The organism is Nocardioides szechwanensis (assembly GCF_900103935.1).
GTDB classification, from domain to species: Bacteria; Actinomycetota; Actinomycetes; order Propionibacteriales; family Nocardioidaceae; genus Nocardioides; species Nocardioides szechwanensis.
Genome location: NZ_FNIC01000001.1, coordinates 431,726 through 454,776 on the forward strand (window position 1 = coordinate 431,726; position 23,051 = coordinate 454,776).

Annotated in this window: 13 protein-coding genes and 1 pseudogene; 9 read left to right on the top strand and 5 right to left on the bottom strand. The window is 71.9% G+C overall.

Features of this window, described 5'->3' with window-relative positions:
* Positions 1-13: 13 nt before the first annotated feature.
* Both BLR90_RS02115 and BLR90_RS02120 read right to left on the bottom strand, forming a co-directional pair.
* Complete coding sequence (locus BLR90_RS02115) at positions 14-1,177, bottom strand: glycosyltransferase family 4 protein (RefSeq protein WP_091022112.1); 1,164 nt, start codon at positions 1,175-1,177, stop codon at positions 14-16.
* 69 nt (positions 1,178-1,246) lie between these two features.
* A complete protein-coding gene (locus tag BLR90_RS02120) occupies positions 1,247-1,966 on the bottom strand; it encodes a class I SAM-dependent methyltransferase (RefSeq protein WP_218029311.1) in 720 nt (239 codons plus the stop codon).
* Positions 1,967-2,059: 93 nt separating this feature from the next.
* Here BLR90_RS02120 and BLR90_RS02125 point away from each other — a divergent pair, with 93 nt between their 5' ends.
* Positions 2,060-6,145, top strand: a complete 4,086-nt coding sequence (locus BLR90_RS02125) for an alpha-(1->3)-arabinofuranosyltransferase domain-containing protein (RefSeq protein WP_091022114.1) — start codon at positions 2,060-2,062, stop codon at positions 6,143-6,145.
* Positions 6,142-9,816, top strand: coding sequence for an alpha-(1->3)-arabinofuranosyltransferase domain-containing protein (locus tag BLR90_RS21715; protein ID WP_170254213.1), 3,675 nt, complete (start codon positions 6,142-6,144; stop codon positions 9,814-9,816). Before BLR90_RS02125 ends, BLR90_RS21715 begins: the two co-directional genes overlap by 4 nt.
* 116 nt (positions 9,817-9,932) lie before the next feature.
* Here the strand turns inward: BLR90_RS21715 and BLR90_RS21390 are convergent.
* A pseudogene (locus tag BLR90_RS21390) lies at positions 9,933-11,084 on the bottom strand (acyltransferase family protein); the annotation flags it as partial.
* A gap of 45 nt (positions 11,085-11,129) precedes the next feature.
* Here BLR90_RS21390 and BLR90_RS02150 point away from each other — a divergent pair.
* Together BLR90_RS02150 and BLR90_RS02155 are read left to right on the top strand one after the other, a co-directional pair.
* Positions 11,130-11,882 (top strand): class I SAM-dependent methyltransferase, encoded by a 753-nt coding sequence (locus tag BLR90_RS02150; protein WP_091022122.1) that lies wholly within the window; start codon positions 11,130-11,132, stop codon positions 11,880-11,882.
* Positions 11,879-16,009 (top strand): alpha-(1->3)-arabinofuranosyltransferase, encoded by a 4,131-nt coding sequence (locus BLR90_RS02155; protein ID WP_091022123.1) that lies wholly within the window; start codon positions 11,879-11,881, stop codon positions 16,007-16,009. Before BLR90_RS02150 ends, BLR90_RS02155 begins: the two co-directional genes overlap by 4 nt.
* Here BLR90_RS02155 and BLR90_RS02160 read toward each other — a convergent pair.
* Entirely contained in the window at positions 15,904-17,127 is a 1,224-nt protein-coding gene (locus BLR90_RS02160) for an acyltransferase family protein (RefSeq protein WP_170254212.1), read from the bottom strand. The genes BLR90_RS02155 and BLR90_RS02160 overlap by 106 nt on opposite strands.
* Positions 17,128-17,209: 82 nt before the next feature.
* Here BLR90_RS02160 and BLR90_RS02165 point away from each other — a divergent pair, with 82 nt between their 5' ends.
* Positions 17,210-17,947 (top strand): class I SAM-dependent methyltransferase, encoded by a 738-nt coding sequence (locus BLR90_RS02165; RefSeq protein ID WP_091022126.1) that lies wholly within the window; start codon positions 17,210-17,212, stop codon positions 17,945-17,947.
* A 146-nt stretch (positions 17,948-18,093) separates the two neighbouring features.
* Positions 18,094-18,987, top strand: a complete 894-nt coding sequence (gene pgfA, locus BLR90_RS02170) for a cell envelope lipid trafficking protein PgfA (protein WP_091022128.1) — start codon at positions 18,094-18,096, stop codon at positions 18,985-18,987.
* An 11-nt stretch (positions 18,988-18,998) separates the two neighbouring features.
* Here pgfA and BLR90_RS02175 read toward each other — a convergent pair whose 3' ends face one another.
* A complete protein-coding gene (locus tag BLR90_RS02175; RefSeq protein WP_091022130.1) occupies positions 18,999-19,832 on the bottom strand; it encodes a class I SAM-dependent methyltransferase in 834 nt (277 codons plus the stop codon).
* Between the two features lie 49 nt (positions 19,833-19,881).
* Here BLR90_RS02175 and BLR90_RS02180 point away from each other — a divergent pair, with 49 nt between their 5' ends.
* The 3 genes from BLR90_RS02180 (at position 19,882) to rpsA (ending at position 23,040) form a co-directional block, all read left to right on the top strand.
* Positions 19,882-20,772 (top strand): phosphotransferase family protein, encoded by an 891-nt coding sequence (locus tag BLR90_RS02180; protein ID WP_245715113.1) that lies wholly within the window; start codon positions 19,882-19,884, stop codon positions 20,770-20,772.
* A gap of 48 nt (positions 20,773-20,820) precedes the next feature.
* Positions 20,821-21,330: a hypothetical protein gene (locus BLR90_RS02185; protein WP_091022132.1), complete on the top strand. Its 510-nt coding sequence runs from the start codon at positions 20,821-20,823 to the stop codon at positions 21,328-21,330.
* Between the two features lie 228 nt (positions 21,331-21,558).
* Positions 21,559-23,040 carry a 30S ribosomal protein S1 gene (gene rpsA, locus BLR90_RS02190; RefSeq protein WP_091022134.1) on the top strand — a complete coding sequence of 494 codons (1,482 nt, stop codon included), beginning with the start codon at positions 21,559-21,561 and terminating at the stop codon, positions 23,038-23,040.
* Positions 23,041-23,051: the final 11 nt, after the last annotated feature.

Sequence of the window (23,051 nt, forward strand, 5' to 3'; positions counted from 1 at the left end):
GGGCCGGCACCACTCACGGGCCGGCGGGGTCCTCCACGCTCACGCGCCGCCGGGCGGACACCTCCACGAGGATGCGGGCAAAGGACTCCTGGGAGTGCGTCCACGTGAACGCCCGCGACATCTTCCTGGCCCCGGCGCCGAGCCGGGTGCGACGGTCGGCGTCGCCCATCAGGTCCCGGACGGCCCGCACGTATCCCTCGTGGTCGTCGACCAGCACGCCCGAGCGCTCGTGCTCGATGGACTCGCGGGTCCCGCCGGCCGAGCTGTAGGCGACCGTCGGCACACCGTGGGCGCCGGCTTCTCCGATGACCAGACCCCAGCCCTCCTTGAGGGAAGGCAGCAGCATGACCCAGGACCGGGCCAGGATCTCGTGCTTGCGCTCCTCGGTGACGTGCCCCTCGAAGACGACGATGTCGCCTCCGCCGACCTCGGCGGCGTACTTGCGGAGGTCGTCCTCCCACCAGCCGCTCCCGATCACGCAGAGCTCGAGGTCGGGGTAGGTGTCGCGCAGCGCCACCGCGGCGTCGATGGCGTGCTCGATCTGCTTGTGGGGCACCAGCCGGCTGACGACGACCAGTGAGGGGTGACGGGTCTTCTCCGCCGAGACCGACGGCGGCGGCGCCGTCCCGTTGTGAACGATGGCGATTCTCTTCTTCGCCACGCCCAAGCCCACGAGCTCGGCGCGGGTCGCTCGCGACACGGCGATGTACTGGCACCGGCGGTAGAGGAGCGGAGCCAGTCGGCGCTCGATCCACCAGCCCACCTTGCCGACGAGCCCGGGGTAGACCACCGGCCACTGCTCGCGGTGCACGTGGTGGACCAGTACGACGACCGGCTTGGTCGTGGCGAGACGGGTGAAGAACGGGAGGCCGTTCTGCACGTCCACCACCAGGTCCACCCGGCCGAACCGACGGCGCCACAGGCTCAGGAGGCCGTGGAGGTAGACGTCCACGTGGTTGCCCCGCCGGACGTAGCGGACCCCGTCGACGACCTCGTCCGAAGGCGCCAGGTCGTGCGCGGCGCAGAAGATCGTCACGCGTGCCCCGTGCTCCACGAGTCCGCGCGCCATCGTCTCGACATACCGCTCCGAGCCACCGCCCTCAGGGTTGGCGGTGTCGCGCCAGTTGAAGAAGACAATGTGACGATCACGAACAGATGCCGGGTTCCCTCCCTGCATGCGCTCCATGGTACGCAAGGGGCGCCGGGGATGTTCTGGAACCGGGGATCCTGGGAGTCCGGACGGCCCCTAGTAGGGGTCGAAGGCGTCGCGGTGGCCGAAGACCGCCGCGGCCGTGCGCCGCATTCGCAGCCGCAGCATCACCTTGACCGCGACGTTGCGCAGCCACCACGGGAGTTCGGCGAGGATCCGGCGCCGGGCTGCCATGGTGGGAGGCGTCACCCGGAACAACGCGAGCGAGCCGACGCGTCGCTCGTAGGTCAGCCTGCGCGACGGCAGCACGTGCGCCAGGATGCCGAGCGTGACTCCGATGGACGAGAAGCAGTCGTGGATGAGCACGGGCGCGCCGTCGGGCAGGTGGTCGGCCCACTTGAGGTCGTCCGACAGCGTCCAGTAGTCGTGCTTGCCGTCGATGTAGAGGTAGTCGATCGGGCGCACCCACGAGGGCCGGGCGCGAGTGCTGTACTCCGCCAGGAGGTCGACGGACTCGCTGAGCCCCGCCTCGGCGAGGTTCTTCTCGAAGGAGTCCCGGGTCTTGGAGCCACCGAAGAGTCGACCCTCGACGAACGGGTCGATCGCCACCACCCGCCCGCCCGAGGATGCAGCAGCGGCCGCCAGCATGATCGTGGAGCGCCCTTCGTGGCTTCCGATCTCGACCACCATCGGGGCGCCCGGACAGGCCAGAGCCGTCTGCCAGAGCAGCTCCGCCTGCGCCTCGGTCAGCCACCCCGGAACTGCGGAGGCGATCTCCCAGACGTCCGGGAACTGCGGCGTCGTGCGCTCGGGCATAAAGGCGGTTCCTAGGGGTGAGAGGCGGCCGTGCGGATCGGTGCAGCATATAGACTCCGCCGGCACGGTCGATCGCAGTGGAAGGCGGGTTCAGTGTCCGGCGAACACTCGGCCACTGACGGACCCGCAGGTGTCACCGGCAGGCAGCGCCACGGCTGGGTCACGGTCGGCATCGTCGCGCTGGTCATGGTGCTCAACGTCTTCCAGCAGCCCGGCCTGGTCACCTTCGACACCAAGCTCGACCTGCAGTTCAACCCCGCCGGGTTCATCGACCGCAGCCTGAGCCTCTGGAACGCCGACTGGGCCATCGGCGGGCTGCAGAACCAGGCGTCGGGGTTCCTGTTCCCCATGGGTCCGGCGTTCCTGCTCGGCGACGCCCTCGGGCTGCCGATGTGGCTCTGGGAACGGCTGTGGTCCGCCGCGGTCATGCTGCTCGCCTACGGCGGCGCTCGGCGCCTGGCGTCGTACTGGCCGGGAGTCACGAGGTGGGGCGCCGTGGTCGCGGGGCTGACCTACATGCTGGCGCCGCGCGTGCTGACCACCGTGGGGACCCTCAGCGGCGAGGCGCTGCCGGCCGCAGTGCTCCCCTGGACCGTGCTGCCGCTCGTGCTCTACCTGCGGGGGAGGCTGCACTGGGCTGTCGCCCTCCTGTGGTCAGGCGCCTCGGTCTCGTGGATGGGCGGGCAGAATGCCACGCTGGTCCTGGCCTGCCTGGTGTTCCCCGGCCTGCTGCTCGCACTGGGGGAGGGGCGCACCTGGCGACGGCGGGTCCGCGACGTCACGGTGTGGAGCGTCCTGGTGCTGCTGGCCAGCCTCTGGTGGCTCGTGCCGTTGTTCCTGCTCGGCGGCTATGGGCCGCCCTTCCTCGACTTCATCGAGTCTGCGACCAACACGGCGAGCGTGACGGGATGGCTGTCCTCGCTGCGCGGGACCAGTCACTGGGTGGCCTTCCTCCCGGACGGAGGCGGTGCCGGCCTGTCCGGTGGCCACGCGCTCGCAAGGTCACCCGTCCTGCTTCTCACGACGGTGGCGGTCGCCGGGCTGGGCCTCCTCGGCCTGGCGCAGGCCGGGCTGTGGCAACGGCGCGTGCTCATGGTCTCGCTGCTGGCGGGCATGTTCGTGCTCACGGTAGGCACCGGCGGCTGGGCCGGCTCGGTGCTGTCCGGCGCGTGGATCGACGCCCTCGACACCTGGTTGGCCCCGCTGCGCAACGTGCACAAGTTCGACCCGCTGGTGCGCCTCCCGCTCAGTCTGGGCGTCGGGGGCTTCGTGAGCGTCGGGCTTCCGCGACTGCTCGCCTCGAGCCCCAGACCCGTCGCCACGACCAGACCGGTGAGAGCGGCGCTCGCGGGCGTTGTGGCCGCCCTTGTCGCGGCGGCGGCCCTACCGGCGATCTCGGGGCAGCTGCGGACGGAGGGAGGCGCGGAGGACATCTCGACCTCGTGGCGGCAGGCGGCGGCGTTCCTCAGCTCCGAGCCCGGCCCGGTCAGCGCCATCGTCCTCCCGGGCGCCGGCGTCGCGGCGCAGTACTGGGGGCGCACGATCGACGAGCCCATCCAGGTGCTCGATGCTCCTCCCTGGATCTCCCGGGCCCAGGTGACGGTCGCGCCCGCCGGCACTCTTCGCTACCTCGACTCCATCGAGCGCCTGGTCGAGGCCGGGCGACCGCAGGCGGGGCTGGTCGACGCGATCCGCCGGCTGGGCGTGACCCACGTGGTGGTGCGCAACGACCTGGACGACGAGGAGACCGACGCGCCTCCGGCCGAGGCCGTGTACGCATCGCTGGGGGGCGACCCGGACGTCGTCTCCGTTGCGCGCTTCGGTCAGACCGCCGCCGGTGAGCCGGAGGTCGAGGTGTTGTCGCTGGGCGGCGGGGCCCGGGACCCACGTGCGGGAATTGCGGAGTGGGCCGACCTGCAGGTGGTCCAGGGGGGTCCCGAGGTCGTGAGCGACCTGGTCGCGGACGGCCTGCTCGGTGCCGACCAGCCCACGGTGCTCGCAGAGGGCGAGGACGGCGAGACCGTGGACATCCTCACCGACAGCAACCGCAGGGTCGAACGCACCTTCGGTCGCGTGCACTCGGCCGTCTCGGGCGTGATGACGGCCGGCGACGACTTCCGCTTCCATCGGCCGGTCCACGACTACGTCGGCGGCTCAGTGCCGGCGGCCACCACGACGGCCGAGTACGACGGGGCGGAGCAGCTGCGGGCCTCGAGCTCAGGCGGATACGCCGACGTGTTCGGCCCGGTGCGGCCTGAGGAGCACCCCTACGCGGCCTTCGACGACTCGGCCTTCACGGCCTGGGCGTCGGCTCCATTCAGCCCGCCCGAGGACCAGTGGATCGAGGCGCAGTTCGACCGGCCGGTCGATCCGGGGCAGGTCGAGCTCCAGTTCGACGTCCAGGGCGGCGCCCAGGTGTCCGTCGTACGGCTCACCACGGACGACGGCGAGGTGACCGTCCCGGTCCCGGCCGACGGTCGGACGGAGGCCGTCAACCTGCCCGGGACCCGGACCACCCGGGTCAGGATGACGGTGGTCGAGGCCGCCACGGGACGGCGCCAGGTGCGCCTGGCGGGCTTCGTCATGAGTGACCACCGGATCACGCGCAGCCTCCGCCTGCCCGGCAAGGCAACGCCGCAGACCACGGTGCACCTCTCCAGCGAGGCGCCTGAGCGCGCCTGCCGCACCACGTCCCAGGGGGTCGCCTGCAGCCAGGGCTGGCAGCGGGAGACGTCGGAGACTCCTGGGTTCGACCGCACCTTCGACGTCGTTGCCACGGGGGAGTGGCGGCTCGCCGGGCGGGTCGTCGCGACGCACGGGCGGGTGACCGAGCAGCTCCTGACGCCGCTCTCGCCGGCGCAGGTGACCGTGGTCTCGACGACGACGTTCGCCGGTGACCCCGCCGTGGGTGCCGCCCAGGCGTTCGACGGTCTCACCGACACCGGGTGGTACGCCTCGCCGCTGGATCCGGCCCCCGGCCTGCAGCTGAGCTGGCAGCGCAAGCGAGTCATCACGGGGATCCGCGCTGTGCTGAGACAGGGCCAGGAGGGCTACCTGCCGGAGTTCCTGCGCGTGGACCCGATGACCCCCGACGGCGCCACGCAGCTCGTGGCGACGACCGGTCCGCGGGCGGGGGTGATGACCCCGATCCGCACCCAGAGGCTGAACATCACGGCCCTGGTGGATCCCAGCCACTCGGACGGGGTGGGCATCTCCGAGCTCGAGATCGACGGACTGGAGGACCTGCGGCACACCCCCGACCCGACGGCCGCGACCGGCGTGCCCTGCGGCTTCGGCCCCACCATCGAGGTAGGCGGCGCGACGTTCGAGACGGGCGTGACCGGAACGATCGGGGACGTGGTCACCGGTGCCCCGCTCGACCTCCAAGTCTGTGGGGATGACGACGTCGTCCTTCACCGAGGCGCCCAACGGCTCAAGGTCACCAACGCTGAGGGCTTCGCCGTGTCGAGCCTGTGGCTCACGCCCAGCGCGCCCACTGTGGCGGTCCGGTCGGCGCCACCCACCAGTGAGGTCACGTCCTGGTCCTCGTCCGAGCGTGTCGTCGAGGTCGACGCCGAGGAGGAGGCGGTGCTCGTGCTGCCGCAGAGCTACAACCGCGGCTGGCGGGCCACCGTCGACGGCAGGACACTCGACTCCGTCGTGCTCGACGGCTGGAAGCAGGGATGGCGCGTGCCGGCCGGGACCGACGGCGTCGTCGAGATGTCGTTCGAGCCTCAGGACGCGTTCCGCCTCAGCCTGGTCCTCGGCCTGTCGGTGGCCGCGCTCCTCGCCTTGCTGACCCTGATGACCCTCGCGCTGTCGCGGCGTCGACCCGAGCGCTTCCGGGGCTCCGAGGGTCGCCCCCCGGCGCCGGCTCGACGTACCGCGGCCACCGTCACGCTGCGCGTCGTCGGTCTGCTCGTGGGGGGTCTCGCCCTCGCCGTCATGTCGGTGCCGCTGCTGGCAGGCGCCGCGGCCGGTCACGTCACGCGGCGCGCAGCGCTGCCCGGGTTGAGCGTCGCCGTCGGCTCGGCACTCCTGTTCGCAGTGTTGATCGCGATCGCCGACCCCGCTCCCGTCATGGCGCCTCCGCCGGCGTCCGATGCCATCGTGGCGCTCGTCGTCGGCCTCGTCGCCGGGCGGATGCTGTCCGGCCAGCCCGAGGGAGTGGGCCGATGATGACCGCGGGAGGGCGGACCCTGGTCGTCACCGCGCTCGTCGGCGTCATCGCGGTCCGGACCTCCCTGTCGCAGCCCGTGACGCCGCAGGCGGCGCGAGTCGGCAGTGACCCCGAGGGTGCCTTCGCGCGGGCCGCGGACGGCTGGAGCGACCTTGGTGCCCTGGGTGGTGCGTCGGCGCAGGGACTCCGGGACCTGCCGCTGGCCGGCTGGCACTGGCTGTGCGCGCCCCTGGACCTGTCCGCCGAGGCGCTGCAGGTGACGTGGCGGGTGCTGGTGCTCGTCCTCGCCCTGTGGGGCGCGATCCGGCTCGCCCGGGCGCTGTCCCCGGGCGCCTCGTGGTCACCGTGGGTCGCCGCGGTGCTGTTCAGCTCCGGGCCGGTCGTCGTCGCCGCCGTGCTCCGCTCACCGACCGACGGGCTCGCAGCGGCAGCACTGCCGTGGGTGGTCGGCCCGCTCCTCGTCCGGGGCCTCGGGTGGAGACCCGCGGCTGCCGCTGCCGCCTGGATCGGTCTCGCCGGCTTCGGCAGCCCGGGCTGGGCATTTGCCGCGCTCCTCGCGGGTCTGGTGGCAGGGGCCGTGCGGGCGCGTGGCCGGCTGCTGGCGGCGGCGCGGTTCGTGGTGCTCGCCGCAGCGGCCTCGGCGTGGTGGGTCGCGGCGTACGTGTGGGAGCACGATCGTGCCCGTGACGTGTCTGCACTGGTCGGGGAGCCCGGCCTGGGCGAGGCCCTGGCCCAGGGCGTCGGGCGGCCGGGACTGGCTCCTGTGCTGCTCGTCGCGGTCGCGGCCGGGCCGCTCCTTGCCGTGGCAGCGGCGCTGGCTCTGAGGGCGCAAGGAACCGAGAGGGGCTTCGTAGGGGGACTCGCCGCCGCCTCCGTCGTTGCGGTGACGGCTTGGGCCTTCGTGGGCGACGAGCTGCCCGTCCTGGCGCCGACTGGGGAGGACCCGACCCACGCCGTGCTGGCGCCCGTGCTCGGCTGGCTCAGCGTGGCCGCGCTTGTCGCGTGGACGCCGCTGATCGGCCACCTGACCGCACGGCTCCCGCGCGACCGGCGGCCGTGGCCGTTACCGCGCAGGGTGCTCGCGGAGCTGGTCGTCGGTGCCGCGATCGTGCTCACCGCGACGGCTGGGCTGGCCGCCGCAGCAGCGGAGCGACCCGCCGGCGACGACGAGCGCGCGGCTCTTGCCGCCGAGGTCGCCGCCTGGTCCCGGTCGGCCCCACCAGGTCGGGTCCTGGTGCTGCCCGCGACCGCCCAGGAGCCGCCCGAGCACTCACTGGCGGTGGCGCTGGGAGCCAGGCCCTGGGTCGGTCGTGGCTCGCTCCCGACGTCGGGTGCCGCCGCGACCGCCGCGCTGGACGAGGTCGTCACGCGCCTCAGCAGGGGGGACGGCGGTCCCGGCACCCAGCGGGCCCTGAGCAGGCTCGGCGTCGGCTACGTGCTCGTTCACCTGGGGGATCCGGACGGTTCGGACGCCGTGGCCTCGCTGGCACTCGTCCGGTCCGCGCTCGCCGAGCAGGACGCTCGACCCGTCGCCGTACTGGACGCAGGGGGGACGTCCCCGGAGATGCTCATCGACCTCGGAGTCCGCGCCCCGACAGAGCGGGTGGAGATCTGGTCCGTGCCAGAGCCGGCGAGCGGCTTCGTCTACGCCGGTGCCCCGCTCGACGTCGTCGGCGACCCCGGCGCCGTGGCCGACCTGGATGACGCCGGCGTGCTGGGGGCCCGCGCGGTCCGCCTCCAGGACGGCTCGTCCGGCGACCCCGTCGTCCTCTCCGACAGCGCGCGCAGACGTGACGTCGACCAGCGGGTCGCGGTCGACCCCTACGGACCGGCTCTGGCCGCCGATGAGCCTCGGTCCCTGGTCCCCGCCGACGCCTCTCCCGCGACGACGGCGGTCAGGCGCGTCACCGGGGTGCGCTCGGTCGCAGCCTCGTCGACGGCAGCAGCAGTCTCAGGCGACCTCCGCCAGCAGGGTACGGACGCCTACGCGGCGGTCGACGGCAACGTCTTCACGGCGTGGCAGTCGCGTCGGGGCGCGGGCCGGGGCCAGTGGTGGGAGATCGACCTCGAGGCGCCGGCGGACCTCGCGGGAACCGCTGTGCAGCTCGTCACCAACCCCTTCGGCGGCCACGTCGTGACGCAGCTCGAGGTGTCGACCGACCACGGCTCGATGGATCTGGCAGTCCCCGTCAACGGGCTCCTCACGCTGGACTCGCTGCCTCGCTCGGCCCACCTGCGCATCCGGGTGAGCGAGGTCGCCGGGACCACGACGCCACGAGACAGCGTGGGGATCGCGGAGGTGACCATCCCAGGGGTGAGGGTGCGAGACCAGCTGGTCGTGGTGGGTCCCGCGCCGACGACGTGGGTCCTCGGGGCAGAGCGAGGCAGCAGCGCACACTGCGTCCCGGCCGTCCTGAGCCAGCCGGCGACCCAGGGCCTGCCGACCGTGTGCAACGGGAGCATCTCCGTCGCCGGACCGGACGTCGGAGCGATCGAGCGCGTGCTCACCGTCGCGGAGCCCACCGCGGTGACCGGCCTCGCCTGGGCGCGAGCGAGCCACACAGCCGACGCGGCAGCGCTCGCCGATCGGCTGGGGCGCCCCACCGTCGTGGCATCGGGGTCCAGCGTCGTCGTCGCCGACCTGGTGACGCGTCCCCAGGCGGCTGCCGACGGCGACGCGTCCACGGCGTGGAGGCCGGCGTTCGATGACCCGACGCCCACCCTCACCCTGACCTGGCCCGAGAGCACGAAGGTCTTGGGACTCCGCCTGGAGACTCCTGACGATGGTGCCGCGTCCGTGCCGACGCGGGTACGCGTCGTCGCGCAGCGGGACGACGCAGACCCCTCGACGACCGGACCACCGGCCACCGAGGCGGACGTGCGGGGGGGCGGTTGGGTGGTCATCCCCCCCGTGCGCACCCGGCAGCTGGTGATCACCGTGCTCGAGGACACGGGCCGGATCTCTCTCGACCCGCTCACGAGTGCGCTCCGCCATGTCCCGATCGCGGTGGCGGAGGTGGACATCATCGGCGGTCCCGCGGTCCGCTACGACTCCTCGGGAGTGCACGACCTGCCCTGCGGCAGTGGTCCTGAGGTCGAGCTCGACGGACGGTCGTACCAGACGCGGGTGAGCACCTCCGCCGCTGACGTCGTCAACGGGCACATGGTGCGGGCGTCGCTCTGCCGCTCGGTGCGCCTGGACGCCGGTGAGGTCGAGGTGCGGGTGCCCGCGTCGTACGCGTGGGCACCCCAGGGCCTGCTGCTGGCGCAGGAGGGCGGGCCCTTCCGGCCGGGAGGGGAGGAGATCGAGGTGCTGTCCGACCGCCCTGTCCCTCTCGTGGCTCCCGTGCTGGGCGCCGGCGAGGACTCGGTCCTGGTCGACCTGGAGGACGTCTCGACCGAGCGGACGCTCGCCGTGGCCGTGCCCGCCGACAGCGGGTGGGACGCCATGACCGACGAGGGCGCGCTGGTGCCGGTGACGCTCGACGGCTGGGCGCAGGGATGGCAGGTCCCACCCGGTGTGACGCGTGTGGAGCTGCGCTACTCCTCCGCGGAGACCCTCCGCGACTGGGCGGGGGCGGGGGCCATCGGCTGGGGGTTGGTGCTGCTGCTGGCAGTCGTCGGGCTCCTGCCGTCGCGCGGGAGGTCGGCCGCAGGCGGCCGGTCCTGATCCGCACCCGCAGGTGGCGTCGTAGAGGTCCCCGGGTCCGGGTCGGCGCCGAACGGCGTGAGCCCCTGTGACCACCGGATGGCCGGCCGCTCGACCCACGCGTAGGTGGCGGCGCTGAGGGGAAGGGTCAGCGCTAGAAGCAGCGCCAGGCGGTAGGCAAGGCCATGGAGTCCCGTGGGGTAGGCGACGTCGGCCTCGAGGATCACGATCAACGGCAGGTGCCACAGGTAGATGCTGTAGGACCAGCGGCCTGTCGCCACGAGCCAGGTCGCGCCCATGAACCGGGAGAGCGGTGACGAGGGCTCCCCGAAGACGATGCCCACCAGCAGGATCGTTGCGGCGAGGGTCGCGCAGGCGAAAGAGAGCTGCTCCTCCGCAAAGGTGCGCGGCGCAAAGCCCGCCGGTCCGCCCAGGGACGAGGTGCCCAGCAACGTGAGGGCGAGCGCCGCGACCAGCAGCGTCCAGGGGTCTGCAGCAACACGCCCCAACCCTCCCATCGAGACCAGGCCAGCCCGGCGGCCTTCGGCCAGGTGAGCCACGAGCGCGCCGCAGGCGAACGCGGCGAGGAACCCAGGGAGCCAGAACGAGTAGGTGAAGTAGATCGTCAGGTCCTCGGCGTGCACCCACCATCGCCACGCTGCGGTGACCGGGAACGCCGCAGCGAGCAGTGCGGTCGTCAGCCAGAACCCGACCTTCGGCGACCGGGTGCGCGCCACGACGGCGGCACCCCCCAGCAGCACCGGCACGGCGACGTACCAGGAGAGCTCGGTCGCGAGGCTCCAGGTATGGAGGAGGGCGACCGGCAGCTGGCCCGGCTCGTAGATCCAGGTCAGCGTCAGCAGCCGCACCCATCCGCCGGGCGTCCCCGGGCGCGAAGGGGGATCGAGCAAGGTGACGACCATCGCCACGACGAGGAAGGCCGGGAAGATGCGCGCCAGCCGGCGACGGGTGAACTGCCGCAGCGACGGCCGGGCCGCGACCTGCATCCCCCAGCGGCCCCACGGGCGGTAGAGCAGGTAGCCGGACAGGACGAACAGGATGAGCACGCCGAGGTCGGTGATCCCCAGCCACTCGTAATCGGTGCGTCCCGACACGTGGATGACCACGACCATCATGGCGGCGAAGCCACGCAGGCCGGTCAGCGCGGCCACCTGCGCACCACGGGTGGCCGGGGTGCGGTTGGGCGGTGTGTCCTCGAGCGTCACAGCGGTGCTGGCGGCCACGTCACGTATTAGAGCACAGCGACGCGCCCGGTCCACCGGGCGCACTTCGGGCGGTCCGATCGCCCCCGGGGGATCGGATAGGGTCGCCCGGTGACCCCGGACCGCTCCTCAGAAGGCTCGTCCTGGGCGCCGACGCTGCGGCGATCGGTCAGGCTCTTCAAGGCGTTCCGGCTGGAGCAGACCCGCCCCGACATCTTCTACGGGGCGCTCGCTGCGGACTCCGCGAACCACCTCGAGCACTACGTCGACCTGGCCGGGAAGACGGTGCTCGACGTGGGCGGTGGGCCCGGCTACTTCCGCGACGCATTCAAGGCCAGGAAGAGCACCTACGTCTCGCTCGACGCGGACGTCGGTGAGCTCTCGGGCCTGGGCGACATCGCGCCGGGGACGGTGATCGGCAGCGGCATGCAGCTGCCGTTCGGCGACGCGACGGTCGACGTCTGCTACTCCTCCAATGTCCTGGAGCACGTCGCGGAGCCGTGGCGGATGGCTGAGGAGATGGTGCGAGTGACCAAGCCCGGCGGCATCACCTTCGTCTCCTACACCGTCTGGTACGGACCTTGGGGCGGGCACGAGACCGCACCGTGGCACTTCCTCGGAGGCCAGCGCGCCCGGGAGCGCTACCGCCGCCGGCACGGCCGGGAGCCCAAGAACCGGTACGGCGAGTCGTTGTTCCCGGTGACGGTCAAGGCGGGCCTCGCGTGGGCGCGCGCTCAGACCGGCGCCGAGGTCATCGACATCCTGCCGAGGTACAACCCGGCCTTCGCCTGGTGGCTCACTCGCGTACCCGTCGTCCGTGAGCTCGTCACCTGGAACCTGGTGATCGTGCTCAAGAGGCGATGAGCGGCTCGGCACCTCCGGCGGTGGACCAGGTCACGCGGCGCTTCCGGCTCGCTGCCTGCGCCCTCGTCCTGGCCGCCGTCGCGTTCTCGCAGCGGCCGGGGCAGCTGGTGGGGGACACCAAGTTCGACCTCGTCGTCAACCCGGCTGGGATGCTGGCGCGCTCCCTGCACCTGTGGGACCCCCAGGGTGGCTTCGGCCAGGTGCAGAACCAGGCCTACGGATACCTCTTCCCGATGGGGCCCTTCTTCTGGCTGGGCGAGCAGCTCACGATCCCGGGCTGGGTGGTGCAGCGGCTCTGGTGGTCGCTCCTGCTGGGCGTGGCCTTCGTCGGCATGGTCAAGCTCGCTGAGGCGTTGGGGCTCGGGACGCCGACCACGCGCCTCGTGGCTGGATTCGCCTACGCCCTGTCGCCGCGGATCCTGACGACGATCGGGCCGATCTCCATCGAGGCGTGGCCAAGCGCGCTCGCCCCGTGGGTCCTCGTGCCCCTGGTCGTCGGCGCGTCCCGGGGGTCACCGCGTCGCGCGGCTCTCCTGTCGGGGCTGGCCGTGGCCGCGGTGGGTGGCGTCAACGCCGCCGCGACGTTCGCCGTGATCCCGCTGGGCGCCCTGTGGCTGCTGACCCGGGAGCCCGGTCCGCGCCGTCGCGCGCTGATGACCTGGTGGCCGCTCTTCGTCGTCCTGGGGACGGCCTGGTGGCTGGTGCCGCTGCTCCTCCTCGGCCGCTTCAGCCCACCGTTCCTCGACTACATCGAGACCGCGAGCGTCACCACCCTCCCGACGACCCTGTTCGACTCCCTGCGGGGCACCTCGCACTGGGTCCCGTTCGTCGACTCCACCTGGCTCGCGGGCAACGACCTGATCTCGACCAGCTATCTCGCACTGAACAGTGGTGTCCTGCTGCTGGCGGGGGTCGTCGGCATGACCATCCGGCAGAACCCCCACCGACAGTTCCTCGTGCTCGCCACCCTCCTCGGGCTGCTCATGGTCACCGCGGGACACGGGGGCGTCCTCCAGGGCTGGTTCGCCGGCACGGAGCGGGAGGCTCTCGACGCGGCGCTCGCGCCGTTGCGCAACGTGCACAAGTTCGACCCGGTCATCCGCATCCCGGTCGTGCTGGGGCTCGCGCACCTGCTCGGCGTCCTGCGGGAGCAGGCGAGGGACGGCGCGGGCCAGCGAGAGCACGACGTACGCCGCTCCGGCGACCGCCTGGCCTATGCCGGTGTGCTGGTCGTGTGCCTGATCTCGGTCGCCGGAGCGGCCGGTCCCGCACTCACCGGCCGGCTCAGCCCGGCCAACAGCTTCGAGGCGGTGCCCCAGTACTGGTCGAACACGGCCGACTGGCTCGACCAGAACTCCGACGGCACCACCGCCCTGCTGGTCCCGGGCTCCAGCTTCGCCTTCTACGTGTGGGGCGATCCGGACGACGAGCCGCTGCAGTCGCTGGCGGCCTCGAGGTGGGCGGTGCGCAACGCCGTCCCCCTCGCTCCGGCCGGCAACATCAGGATGCTCGACGCCATCGAGGACCAGCTGGTCTCGGGTCGCCCATCTGCGGGTCTGGCGCGGTATCTGCGCCGCGCGGGGATCGGCCACCTCGTGGTGCGCAACGACCTGCGTGGAAACGACCAGCCGCCACCCGTGCTGGTCCACCAGGTCCTCGACGGCTCGCCCGGGATCCAACGGGTTGCGGAGTTCGGACCCGACCAGGGCAGCCCCGTGCGGATCGAGGAGGACGGGGAGAGCACGCTGGTGGAAGACGGGTGGGTCGAGCGCTACCCGGCGGTCGAGATCTACGAGGTGCTCGGCGCCCACCCGGCGGTCGTTGCCTCCTCCGGCCCGGTCGTCGTCGGGGGCCCCGAGAGCCTGCTCGACCTCCTGGACGTGGGGGAGCTCGGTGACGAGCCGACCATCCTTGCGGTCGACGCACCGGAGGGGATCGCGACCGACGACCTGATCCTCACCGACGGCCTGCGCCGGCGTGAGGCCAGCTTTGCGCGCATCCACGACGGCAGGTCGGCGACCCTCGAGCCCGATGACACGGGCCGGCGTGGTGCTCCGGCCCGCGACTACTCGCTGGGTGAGGCTCGGTGGGAGACCCAGGCACAGATCCTCGGCGCCAGGTCGGTGACGGCTTCCTCGTCGCGGGCCTTCGCGGACACGTCGGGTCCCGTGCTGCCGGAGACCCTGCCGTTCGCCGCCTACGACGGGCTCACGAACACCGCGTGGGAGTCGGACGGGCAGGACGGGCTGCCCTGGGTCGAGCTCGAGCTCGAGAACCCCTTGTCCGTCGCGCAGGTCACGGTCGTCGCGGCCGGCGAGGAGGGCGACGAGGTCGACCAGGTCGAACGCATCCAGGTGGAGACCGACCAAGGGTTGAGCGAGTCCTACCCCGCGCCCCCGGGCCAACCGGTGACGATCCCGCTGCCGCCGGGCCGTACCTCCGCGGTCCGGGTGCTCCGCGCCGCCCCCCACGTGGGCCCGTTCCGGGTGGCCGAGATCCAGATCCCAGGGGTCGACGTCGACCGCACCCTCGTGCTGCCCCTGGTCGAGGCTGCGTGGGGATCCCCCGACCTCGTCCTGCTGTCGGCCACTGCCGGATGGCGCGAGGCCTGCGTGAGCGTCGACGACGACGTACGGTGTGCCGCCGGGCGGGCCCGGGTCGGCGAGGAGCCGGGGGCGCTCGACCGCACTCTCCGGCTCGGGACCGGTGCTGCCTACGAGGTCTCGGCGATGGCGGCCCCGGTGGACGGCCAGGCTCTCCAGGGGCTGATCCAGCGCGACCAGCTCGTGAACGTGCGCTCGTCGTCGTCGGCCGTGCAGGACGCCCGGGCCTCGGCCGTGGCCGCCATCGACGGCGACCCCGGCACCACGTGGACCGCCGACCCCGACGACGAGCACCCGACGTTGTCGCTCGAGTGGCTGAAGGAGCGGACCGTTCGTGCCGTGCACGTGGCCCTGGACCGTCAGGCCGCGGCCTCCGAGGCGACTCGGCTCGTCCTCGACTACCCCGGTGGGCGGCAGACGGTCGAGCTCGACGACACGGGCCGCGCCGAGGTGGAGCCGTTCCGGGCCACCCGCGTCGACGTGCGCCTGGTCGCTGCCCGGACGACCGAGAGCCTGCACCTGGACGGCACCCGCGAGCCGCTCGGCGTCGGGGTCAGCGAGCTGCGTCTCGGCGGCACCGGGCTGCTGCCGATCGAGCTCTCCGACGTGCCGGTCGACCTGGGGTGCGAGTTCGGGCCGACGCTGCGAGTGGGCATCGGGCTCTACCCGACCGCGGTGACGGCGTCGCCCCAGCAGCTCTTCTCGGGCGGCGCGCTGCCGGCGAGGGTCTGCGGGCCACCCACGGTCGACGTGCCCAGCGGCTCGACGCGGGTCGTCCTCTCGCCGGCTCCCGCGTTCCGCGGGGTACGGGTCCTGATGCGCACCGGGGACCGCCCCCCGGCGATCGTGTCCCCCGTGGACCTCGAGGACGACTCGCCGGTCTCCCGTGTGCTGGTCCTCCCGCCGGGCGGCGGAGCTGCGTTGGCCGCGGTCCGCGAGAACCAGAACGAGGGCTGGGTGGCCTCCGCTCCGGGCCCCGGTGAGGTGACCCCCGTGACGGTGGACGGCTGGCAGCAGGGGTGGCAGCTCACGGGGCCGGTCGAGCGGGTCGAGATCTCCTACGGGCCGGACCGCTGGTATCGCGCGGCCCTGGCGGTCGGCCTGCTGATGCTGGCTCTGCTGGCGGCCCTCGCGGTGGTACGCCGTACCGCGTCGGGCGCCCAGCCGGGCCTCAGGCCCCGGCGGATCAGACCGGTCCTCCTGGTGGCGGGTGGTCTGCTCGCGCTCGGACTGATGGCGGGGTGGGCGGCGCTCGCCTGCGGCGCGGGTGGGGTGGCAATGGCCGTCCTGCTCGCGAGGTGGGGTCACGTCGACACGCGTTCATGGGTGGCCGGCCTGCTGGTCGCTGCCGCGTCGCTCTACTACGCCCTGCGCCCGCTCGGGTCGTCCGACGGGTGGGCCGGAGCGCTCGGAGCGCCTCAGCTCCTGGTGGCCGTGGCCTTGGGCGTGCTGCTCTCCGTCGACCTCGAGCCCGGTCGGCTCAGGTCCTTGAGGCGCATGGCCGGTCGCTCGAGCAGCCAGTAGAGCAGCTCGGCGACGAGGAGGCTGAGCGCGAGGGTGACTGCGAAGAGCTCGAGGGTCCTGCCCCGGAACAGCTCGAGGTCCAGCCACCTCGCCACCAGCTCGAGGATGACGAGGTGCATGCAGAACACGCCGTAGGAGATGTGGCCGAGATGGCGGAGCAGGGGCAGTGACAGCACCCGGACGTAGCGGCCGCCGGGATCCGCGAAGATGCCCGGCAGGATGAGCAGACCGGCCGCCGCGGCGTACAGGAGGTTCTTGGCCAGGGCCTCGCCCAGGGTGGGCGCGATGAGGGTGGACGGCCCGGCGATGGGCGTCGCCGCGATCGCGAAGATGGCCAGGCCGGCGGTCCAGCAGACCCCCGGGAGACGACCCATCTCGCGCACCGCGACAGCGAAGCGCGACCAGCCGCCCGCGCCGTCGGCTCCGCCCTGGTCGAGGTGGACGCCGCACGCGGCGAGCACGATGCCGACCGAGAACCACGTGAGGTAGGACGGCAGCCAGAGCGCGGGCGTCGCTCCCTCGAGGTCGAGCCGCGCGGCGAGGTCGAGGACCCACGCCATGTTCACGAGCACCAAGACACCCACCAGGGTGCCCACCCGGCTCGCGGACGCGGCCCCGCTCCGACCGCGGGAGAGCGCGACCCACATGAGCACGGGCAGCACCAGGTAGAAGGCCACCTCGGTGCTGAGGCTCCACATCTGGGTGAGCCCGTCGGGGAGCCCGCCGTCGACGTAGATGTTGCCCAGGAGGAGGGTCTTCACCCACGTGGTCGGGCCGGCCCCGTCGTTGCCGGGCAGCAGCACCAAGGCGGTGACCACGGCCACCACGTAGACGGGCAGGATCCGCAGCGCCCGCTTCCACAGGTAGCGCCCGGTCGAGGGTGCCGGCCGGCCGCGGGCGTGGCGCGACAGGAACGGACGCGCCAGCAGGAACCCCGAGAGGACGAAGAAGATGGCGACCCCGATGTCGAGTCGTGCCAACGCCGTACCGAACACGGGCTGCGCATAGGCGCCACCCCAGAACGACGCATGGGTGGCGAGCACCGCGATCGCCGCGATCGCTCGCATGGTGTCCAGCGCCGGGAAGGTCGCCGGGGCGTTCGGGTCGTCCGCGCTCACTGCGGGGACTCCGGACGGCGGGGGTGGCACCCGCCGACTATGGCATGAAGGTAGGCGAAACCCGGCCGCTACCCTCGGCGCCATGACGCTCCTGCAGAAGCCGGCCGCCGTGCTGGGGAGACTCGTCCACTTCGGTCGGCAGCGCGGAGTCCGGTCCGTCGTGCGCTCCGCGCTCCGGTGGGGCGGGCAGTGGCTCCTGGGGCGACTCGGAGTGACCAGCTACGCCCGAGGCTCCTTCGAGTACGACGGGCGGTGGGTGCCGTACTTCCACCACCCCTACAACTACACCTGGCTCAACGAACGGGCGGTGGAGACCGCTCTCGCGCTCGAGGTGCTCGAGGAACACCGCGGGAAGGACGTCCTGGAGGTCGGCAACGTGCTGGGTCACTACGTCCCGGTCGGGCACGTCGTGGTCGACAAGTACGAACGCGCTCCAGGTGTCCTCAACGTCGACGTCGCCGACCTCGCCCTGGACGCGCGCTTCGACCTGATCCTCGCGGTGTCGACCCTGGAGCACGTCGGGCTGGACGAGGAGGTGCGGGACCCTCTCAAGGCGGGGCGGGCGATCTCGGGGCTCAAGGGCCTGCTGAAGCCGGGAGGGCGGCTGTGGGTGACCCACCCGGTGGGTTACAACGCAGACCTCGACCGCCAGCTCAGGGCGGGGGAGCTCGGGTTCACCCGGCTGCGGGCCCTGCGCCGGGACGACACCCGCAACAGCTGGCGCGAGGTCTCCGTCGACGACGTCTGGGACGCGGCGTACGACCGGCTGGTCTACACCGCACACGGCGTCGTGGTCGCGGAGTACGTCGCCGCGCCGTGACCGGCGGAGCACGGGTGGCGCGGCCGCCCAGGGCAGTCCGGGCGCGCGGTGTGACGTCGAGCCGACTACGCCCCGAAGTCGCACGAGCGGTGTGTGACGTGCGCTACTGTGCGTCGATTCGACTTTCCTTGGGAGGGGAATAACAAGTGCGCAAGATCTTCGGCCTGATCCTTTTGGGCCTCGGCAGCTTTTTGCTGATCACGGCGTTGCTCGCGACGGTCTACCTGCCGGGGGTGGTCAAGAGGACCCCGCTGGATGTGGACTCCAAGACCGTGCTCACCGGCGAGGCAGCGAAGATCGACGTGACGACCGGCGAGCTCAGTGACCTGAAGCCCATCCGCATCGTCAGCCTCACGCAGTCGGACACCGACGCCTCCGACGACGACGTCGTCGTGTTCACGAACGGCACCTGTGTGGTCTTCAACGAGGACGGCGACACGCCCGACTGCGTCGACGGCGAGGACGCGCGCCTGATCACCGCCTCCGAGAGCAACTTCGCCACCGACCGGGTCACGGCTGAGGCGGTCGACAACGGCGACTACCTGCCCGACGCCGAGGTGCAGTACGAGGGGCTCGTCAACAAGTGGCCGTTCGACGCTGAGAAGAAGAACTACATGTACTTCGACAGCACCACCGAGGAAGCGGTCGAGGCAGTGTTCGACGGCACCGAGGAGATCGAGGGCCTCGAGACCTACCGCTACAAGGTCAACATCGACGAGGCGGTGATCGAGGTCGCGGCGGGCACCCCGGGCACCTACACCAACGAGGTCATCATCTGGGTCGAGCCGACCACCGGCTCGTTCATCAAGCAGAGCCAGGACCAGCAGCGCTACCTCGCCGACGGCACCCAGGTCCTCGACCTCGCGGCGGTCTACACCGACGACGAGATCAAGGAGAGCGCCGAGGAGGCCAACGACTCCAAGTCGCAGCTCGACCTGATCACCGGCACCGTTCCGATCGTCGGCTTCACCAGTGGTGCACTGGTCCTGATCGCGGGCATCGTCCTGCTGGTCACGGCCCGCCGCAAGGAAGCCAGCTAGACCAGACGGCCCTAGTCGTCGGCGCCGGCCAACAGGTCGGCGCCGACGACTGCTGTTCCAGGGGTGAGTCGTCCCCGGACCGCGGACCAGCCGCCCCAGAGGCGGTCGTGGCCCTCGGGCCACTCCGGCTCGAGCAACGTGGTGATCGCGAACCCGGCGCCGGTGAGCAGCGCGACCCAGTCGCCCAGCGTCCGGTGGTGCTCGACGTAGGCCACCTCGCCCGTCTGGTCGTCGACCTCGACGTACGGCGTGCGGTCCCAGTAGGACTGGCTCGCGACGAGACCCGCCTCGGTCGGGTCGTCGGGGAACATCCACCGCGTCGGGTGCGTGACCGAGAACGCGAAGCGACCACCGGGGCGTAGCACCCTGGCGGTCTCGGCGACTGCCAGAGCGATGTCACTGACGAACTGCAGCGCCCCGAACGAGCAGAACACGACGTCGAACGACGCGTCGCGGAACGGCAGGGCCGTGGCCGTGCCCAGCACGGAGGGGACCCGCACCCCCGTCTGGTCGTCGAGGCGCAGTGAGTGCTGCAGCTGCCGGTGGGACAGGTCGAGCCCGAAGGCGCGGCCGCCGTGGGTGCGCACCCAGCGTGAGCACTGCCCGGCGCCCGAGCCCACCTCGAGCACGTCCCGGTCGGCGACGTCGCCCAGCATGCCCGCCTGCGCCTCGGTCAGGCCCTCCGGACCCCACACGAACCCGGCGTCGCCGAGGAACTCGCCGTGCGTGGCCTGGTACTCGTCGGCGTAGCGGTCCCAGTCGGGGCCGTTGGCTGCCCTGGACTCGGCCTCGCCGACCGGTCGTCGCTCGACCCGGACCGGCGGATGTGGCCAGTGTTCCTGCACGCAGTCACGCTAACCGACGTCCTGCCGCCCTGACTGCGAGGATGGGCGGGTGGACTTCTCCTCACTGACGCCGATGCCAGGTGGTTGGTCGGGGGAGACGTTCCTGGCCGAGGCAGGCGGCGAGCGGCAGGTCGTCCGGATCTACGCGCGACCGCGCGATGTCGGAGGTCACGCCCACGAGATCGATGCCGCTGTCTTGTCGTTGGTGCGCGGCCTGGTGCCGGTCGCCGAGGTGCTCGAGGCGCGCCGCGCCGACCCTGCGTCCGGGATGCCCGGTCTGCTCGTGACCAGCGTGCTGCCGGGTGAGCGCGCCGACCTGGTGCTCCCGATCCTCGACCCGACCCGGTTGCGCCGGGTGGGCGCCGCGGTGGGGGAGCTGCTGGCCACCCTGGGCGGGATGCCGATGCTGCGCCCCGGGTCGTTCATCGACGGCAACCTCACCCTGGGCGACCTGGAGGGCCCTGACGGCCTGCCCGCCTGGGTCGCCGAACACGAGGAGCGGCTCGTCGACTGGTCCGCGGCCGAGCTGGCGGGTCTACGGGCCGTGGCCTTCGATGCCCAGGAGCTGCTGGACACGGTCACCCGGAGCTGCCTGGTGCACAGCGACCTGAACCCCAAGAACCTCCTGGTCGACCCCGACACCTGCATCCTCACCGGGGTGGTCGACTGGGAGTACGCCCACGCGGGCCATCCGTTCACCGACCTCGGCAACGTGCTGCGCTTCGACCGCGACCCGGCGTACGTCGATGCGGTGCTTGGCGCCTACGCGGACGGCCGCGGCACACAGCCTGACGTGGCGCTGGCCCTCGCCAGGGCCGCCGACGTGTGGGCGCTGGTCGACCTCGCGGCGCGTGGTGCGGAGAACCCCGTCGCGGCCCGCGCCCACGATCTGCTGCGCGCGGTCGCCCGGTCGAGGGACGTGCACGCCGAGCCCACGTGAGTACCGCGGCTCTGGGACGCCCCAGCCACCGCTGCCAATGTGGAAGCCATGACCCTCGCCGTGCCCACAGACACCCGTTCCCGCCGTGGGCTCTGGCCCGAGCTGGCCCTGGCCTGGACGTCACTGGCGCTGTTCGCCGCGGCGATCTTCATGACGGTCCGGGCGACCGAGTACGCGTGGGACGTGGAGGCGGACTTCGCCGTCAACGGCGACCAGGGGCAGGGGTTGTCCGGCCTGACCTTCTACTTCTACGAAGTGATTCTCGCGCCGGCAGCGATCGTGCACCTGCTCAGCGTGCTCCTCGCGACCTACCGCGCCGCCTCCGCACGTCCGGCGGGGGGTGCCGGCCGGGCGGTGATCTGGGTCGCCTACGTCCTGGGCGTGGTGTCCGTGGCAGCAGCGTGCGCCTTCGGCATGGACTACGCGATCGGCCTCACCGACGCCCCTGAGAGCCTGCGCGACCGCGCCATGTTCTTCCAGGGGGCGCCGGTGCTGGTGGCCGCGCTGGCAGGCGTGGTGCCGTTCGTGTGGTCGCGCAACGAGGTCCGCTTCCCCTGAGCCAGGCTGAGCGCACGGGCCTGGTCGTTCCCCGGGTTGGACTCCCGCCCCGCCGCACGCGTAAACTCGCGAGCTGCGCCTGTTGTCTGCCTGGGTTCCATACGGAGCGGACGCTCGCTCGCTATCACCGCCCCTCCCGCGATCGCGGGGACCGGGTCTCCATCGGTAGTGAAACCGGACCTCGGGCGTGCCCGGACAACATCTGCCCACCAAGGAATCACTTCCCTTATGACGAGCACCATGATCCAGCCGGACTACGACGCGCCCCAGGTGGCGGTCAACGACATCGGGTCCGAAGCAGACTTTCTCGCCGCTATCGACGCGACCATCAAGTACTTCAACGATGGCGACATCGTCGAAGGCATCATCGTCAAGGTCGACCGCGACGAGGTCCTCCTCGACATCGGCTACAAGACCGAGGGCGTCATCCCCTCCCGCGAGCTCTCGATCAAGCACGACGTCGACCCCTCTGAGGTCGTCACCGTCGGTGACGTCGTCGAGGCCCTCGTCCTCCAAAAGGAGGACAAGGAAGGCCGCCTGATCCTGTCCAAGAAGCGCGCCCAGTACGAGCGCGCCTGGGGCACCATCGAGCAGGTCAAGGAAGAGGACGGCGTCGTCGAGGGCACCGTCATCGAGGTCGTCAAGGGCGGCCTCATCATCGACATCGGTCTGCGCGGCTTCCTGCCGGCGTCGCTGGTCGAGATGCGCCGCGTGCGCGACCTCCAGCCGTACGTCGGCCAGGTCCTCGAGGCCAAGATCATCGAGCTCGACAAGAACCGCAACAACGTGGTCCTGTCGCGCCGTGCCTGGCTCGAGCAGACCCAGTCCGAGGTTCGCCACGGCTTCCTGACCCAGCTCCAGAAGGGCCAGATCCGCAAGGGCGTCGTCTCCTCCATCGTCAACTTCGGTGCGTTCGTGGACCTCGGCGGCGTCGACGGGCTCGTGCACGTCTCCGAGCTGTCCTGGAAGCACATCGACCACCCCTCCGAGGTCGTCACCGTCGGCGACGAGGTCACCGTCGAGGTGCTCGACGTCGACATGGACCGCGAGCGCGTCTCGCTGTCGCTCAAGGCCACGCAGGAAGACCCCTGGCAGCACTTCGCGCGCACCCACCAGATGGGTCAGATCGTGCCCGGCAAGGTCACCAAGCTGGTGCCCTTCGGCTCGTTCGTGCGCGTCGAAGAGGGCATCGAGGGCCTGGTCCACATCTCCGAGCTGGCCGAGCGCCACGTGGAGATCCCGGAGCAGGTCGTCCAGGTCAACGACGACGTCATGGTCAAGATCATCGACATCGACCTCGAGCGTCGCCGGATCTCGCTGTCGCTCAAGCAGGCCAACGAGACCGCGACCGCGGCCGACGTCGAAGAGTTCGACCCCACGCTCTACGGCATGGCGGCGACCTACGACGAGCAGGGCAACTACGTCTACCCGGAGGGCTTCGACTCCGAGACCGGCGAGTGGCTCGAGGGCTACGACGACCAGCGCGCCGTCTGGGAAGAGCAGTACGCCAAGGCGCACGCCCGCTGGGAGGCCCACGTCAAGCAGCAGACCGAGGCCAAGCAGGCCGACGTCGAGGCCGGCGAGGCCACGACGTACTCCTCGGGTGGAGACGCCGACGTCGAGACCGGCGGTGCCGCCGAGGGTGGCTCGCTCGCCTCCGACGAGGCTCTGCAGGCGCTTCGCGAGAAGCTCACGGGCGGCCAGGCCTGACCGGCTGACCG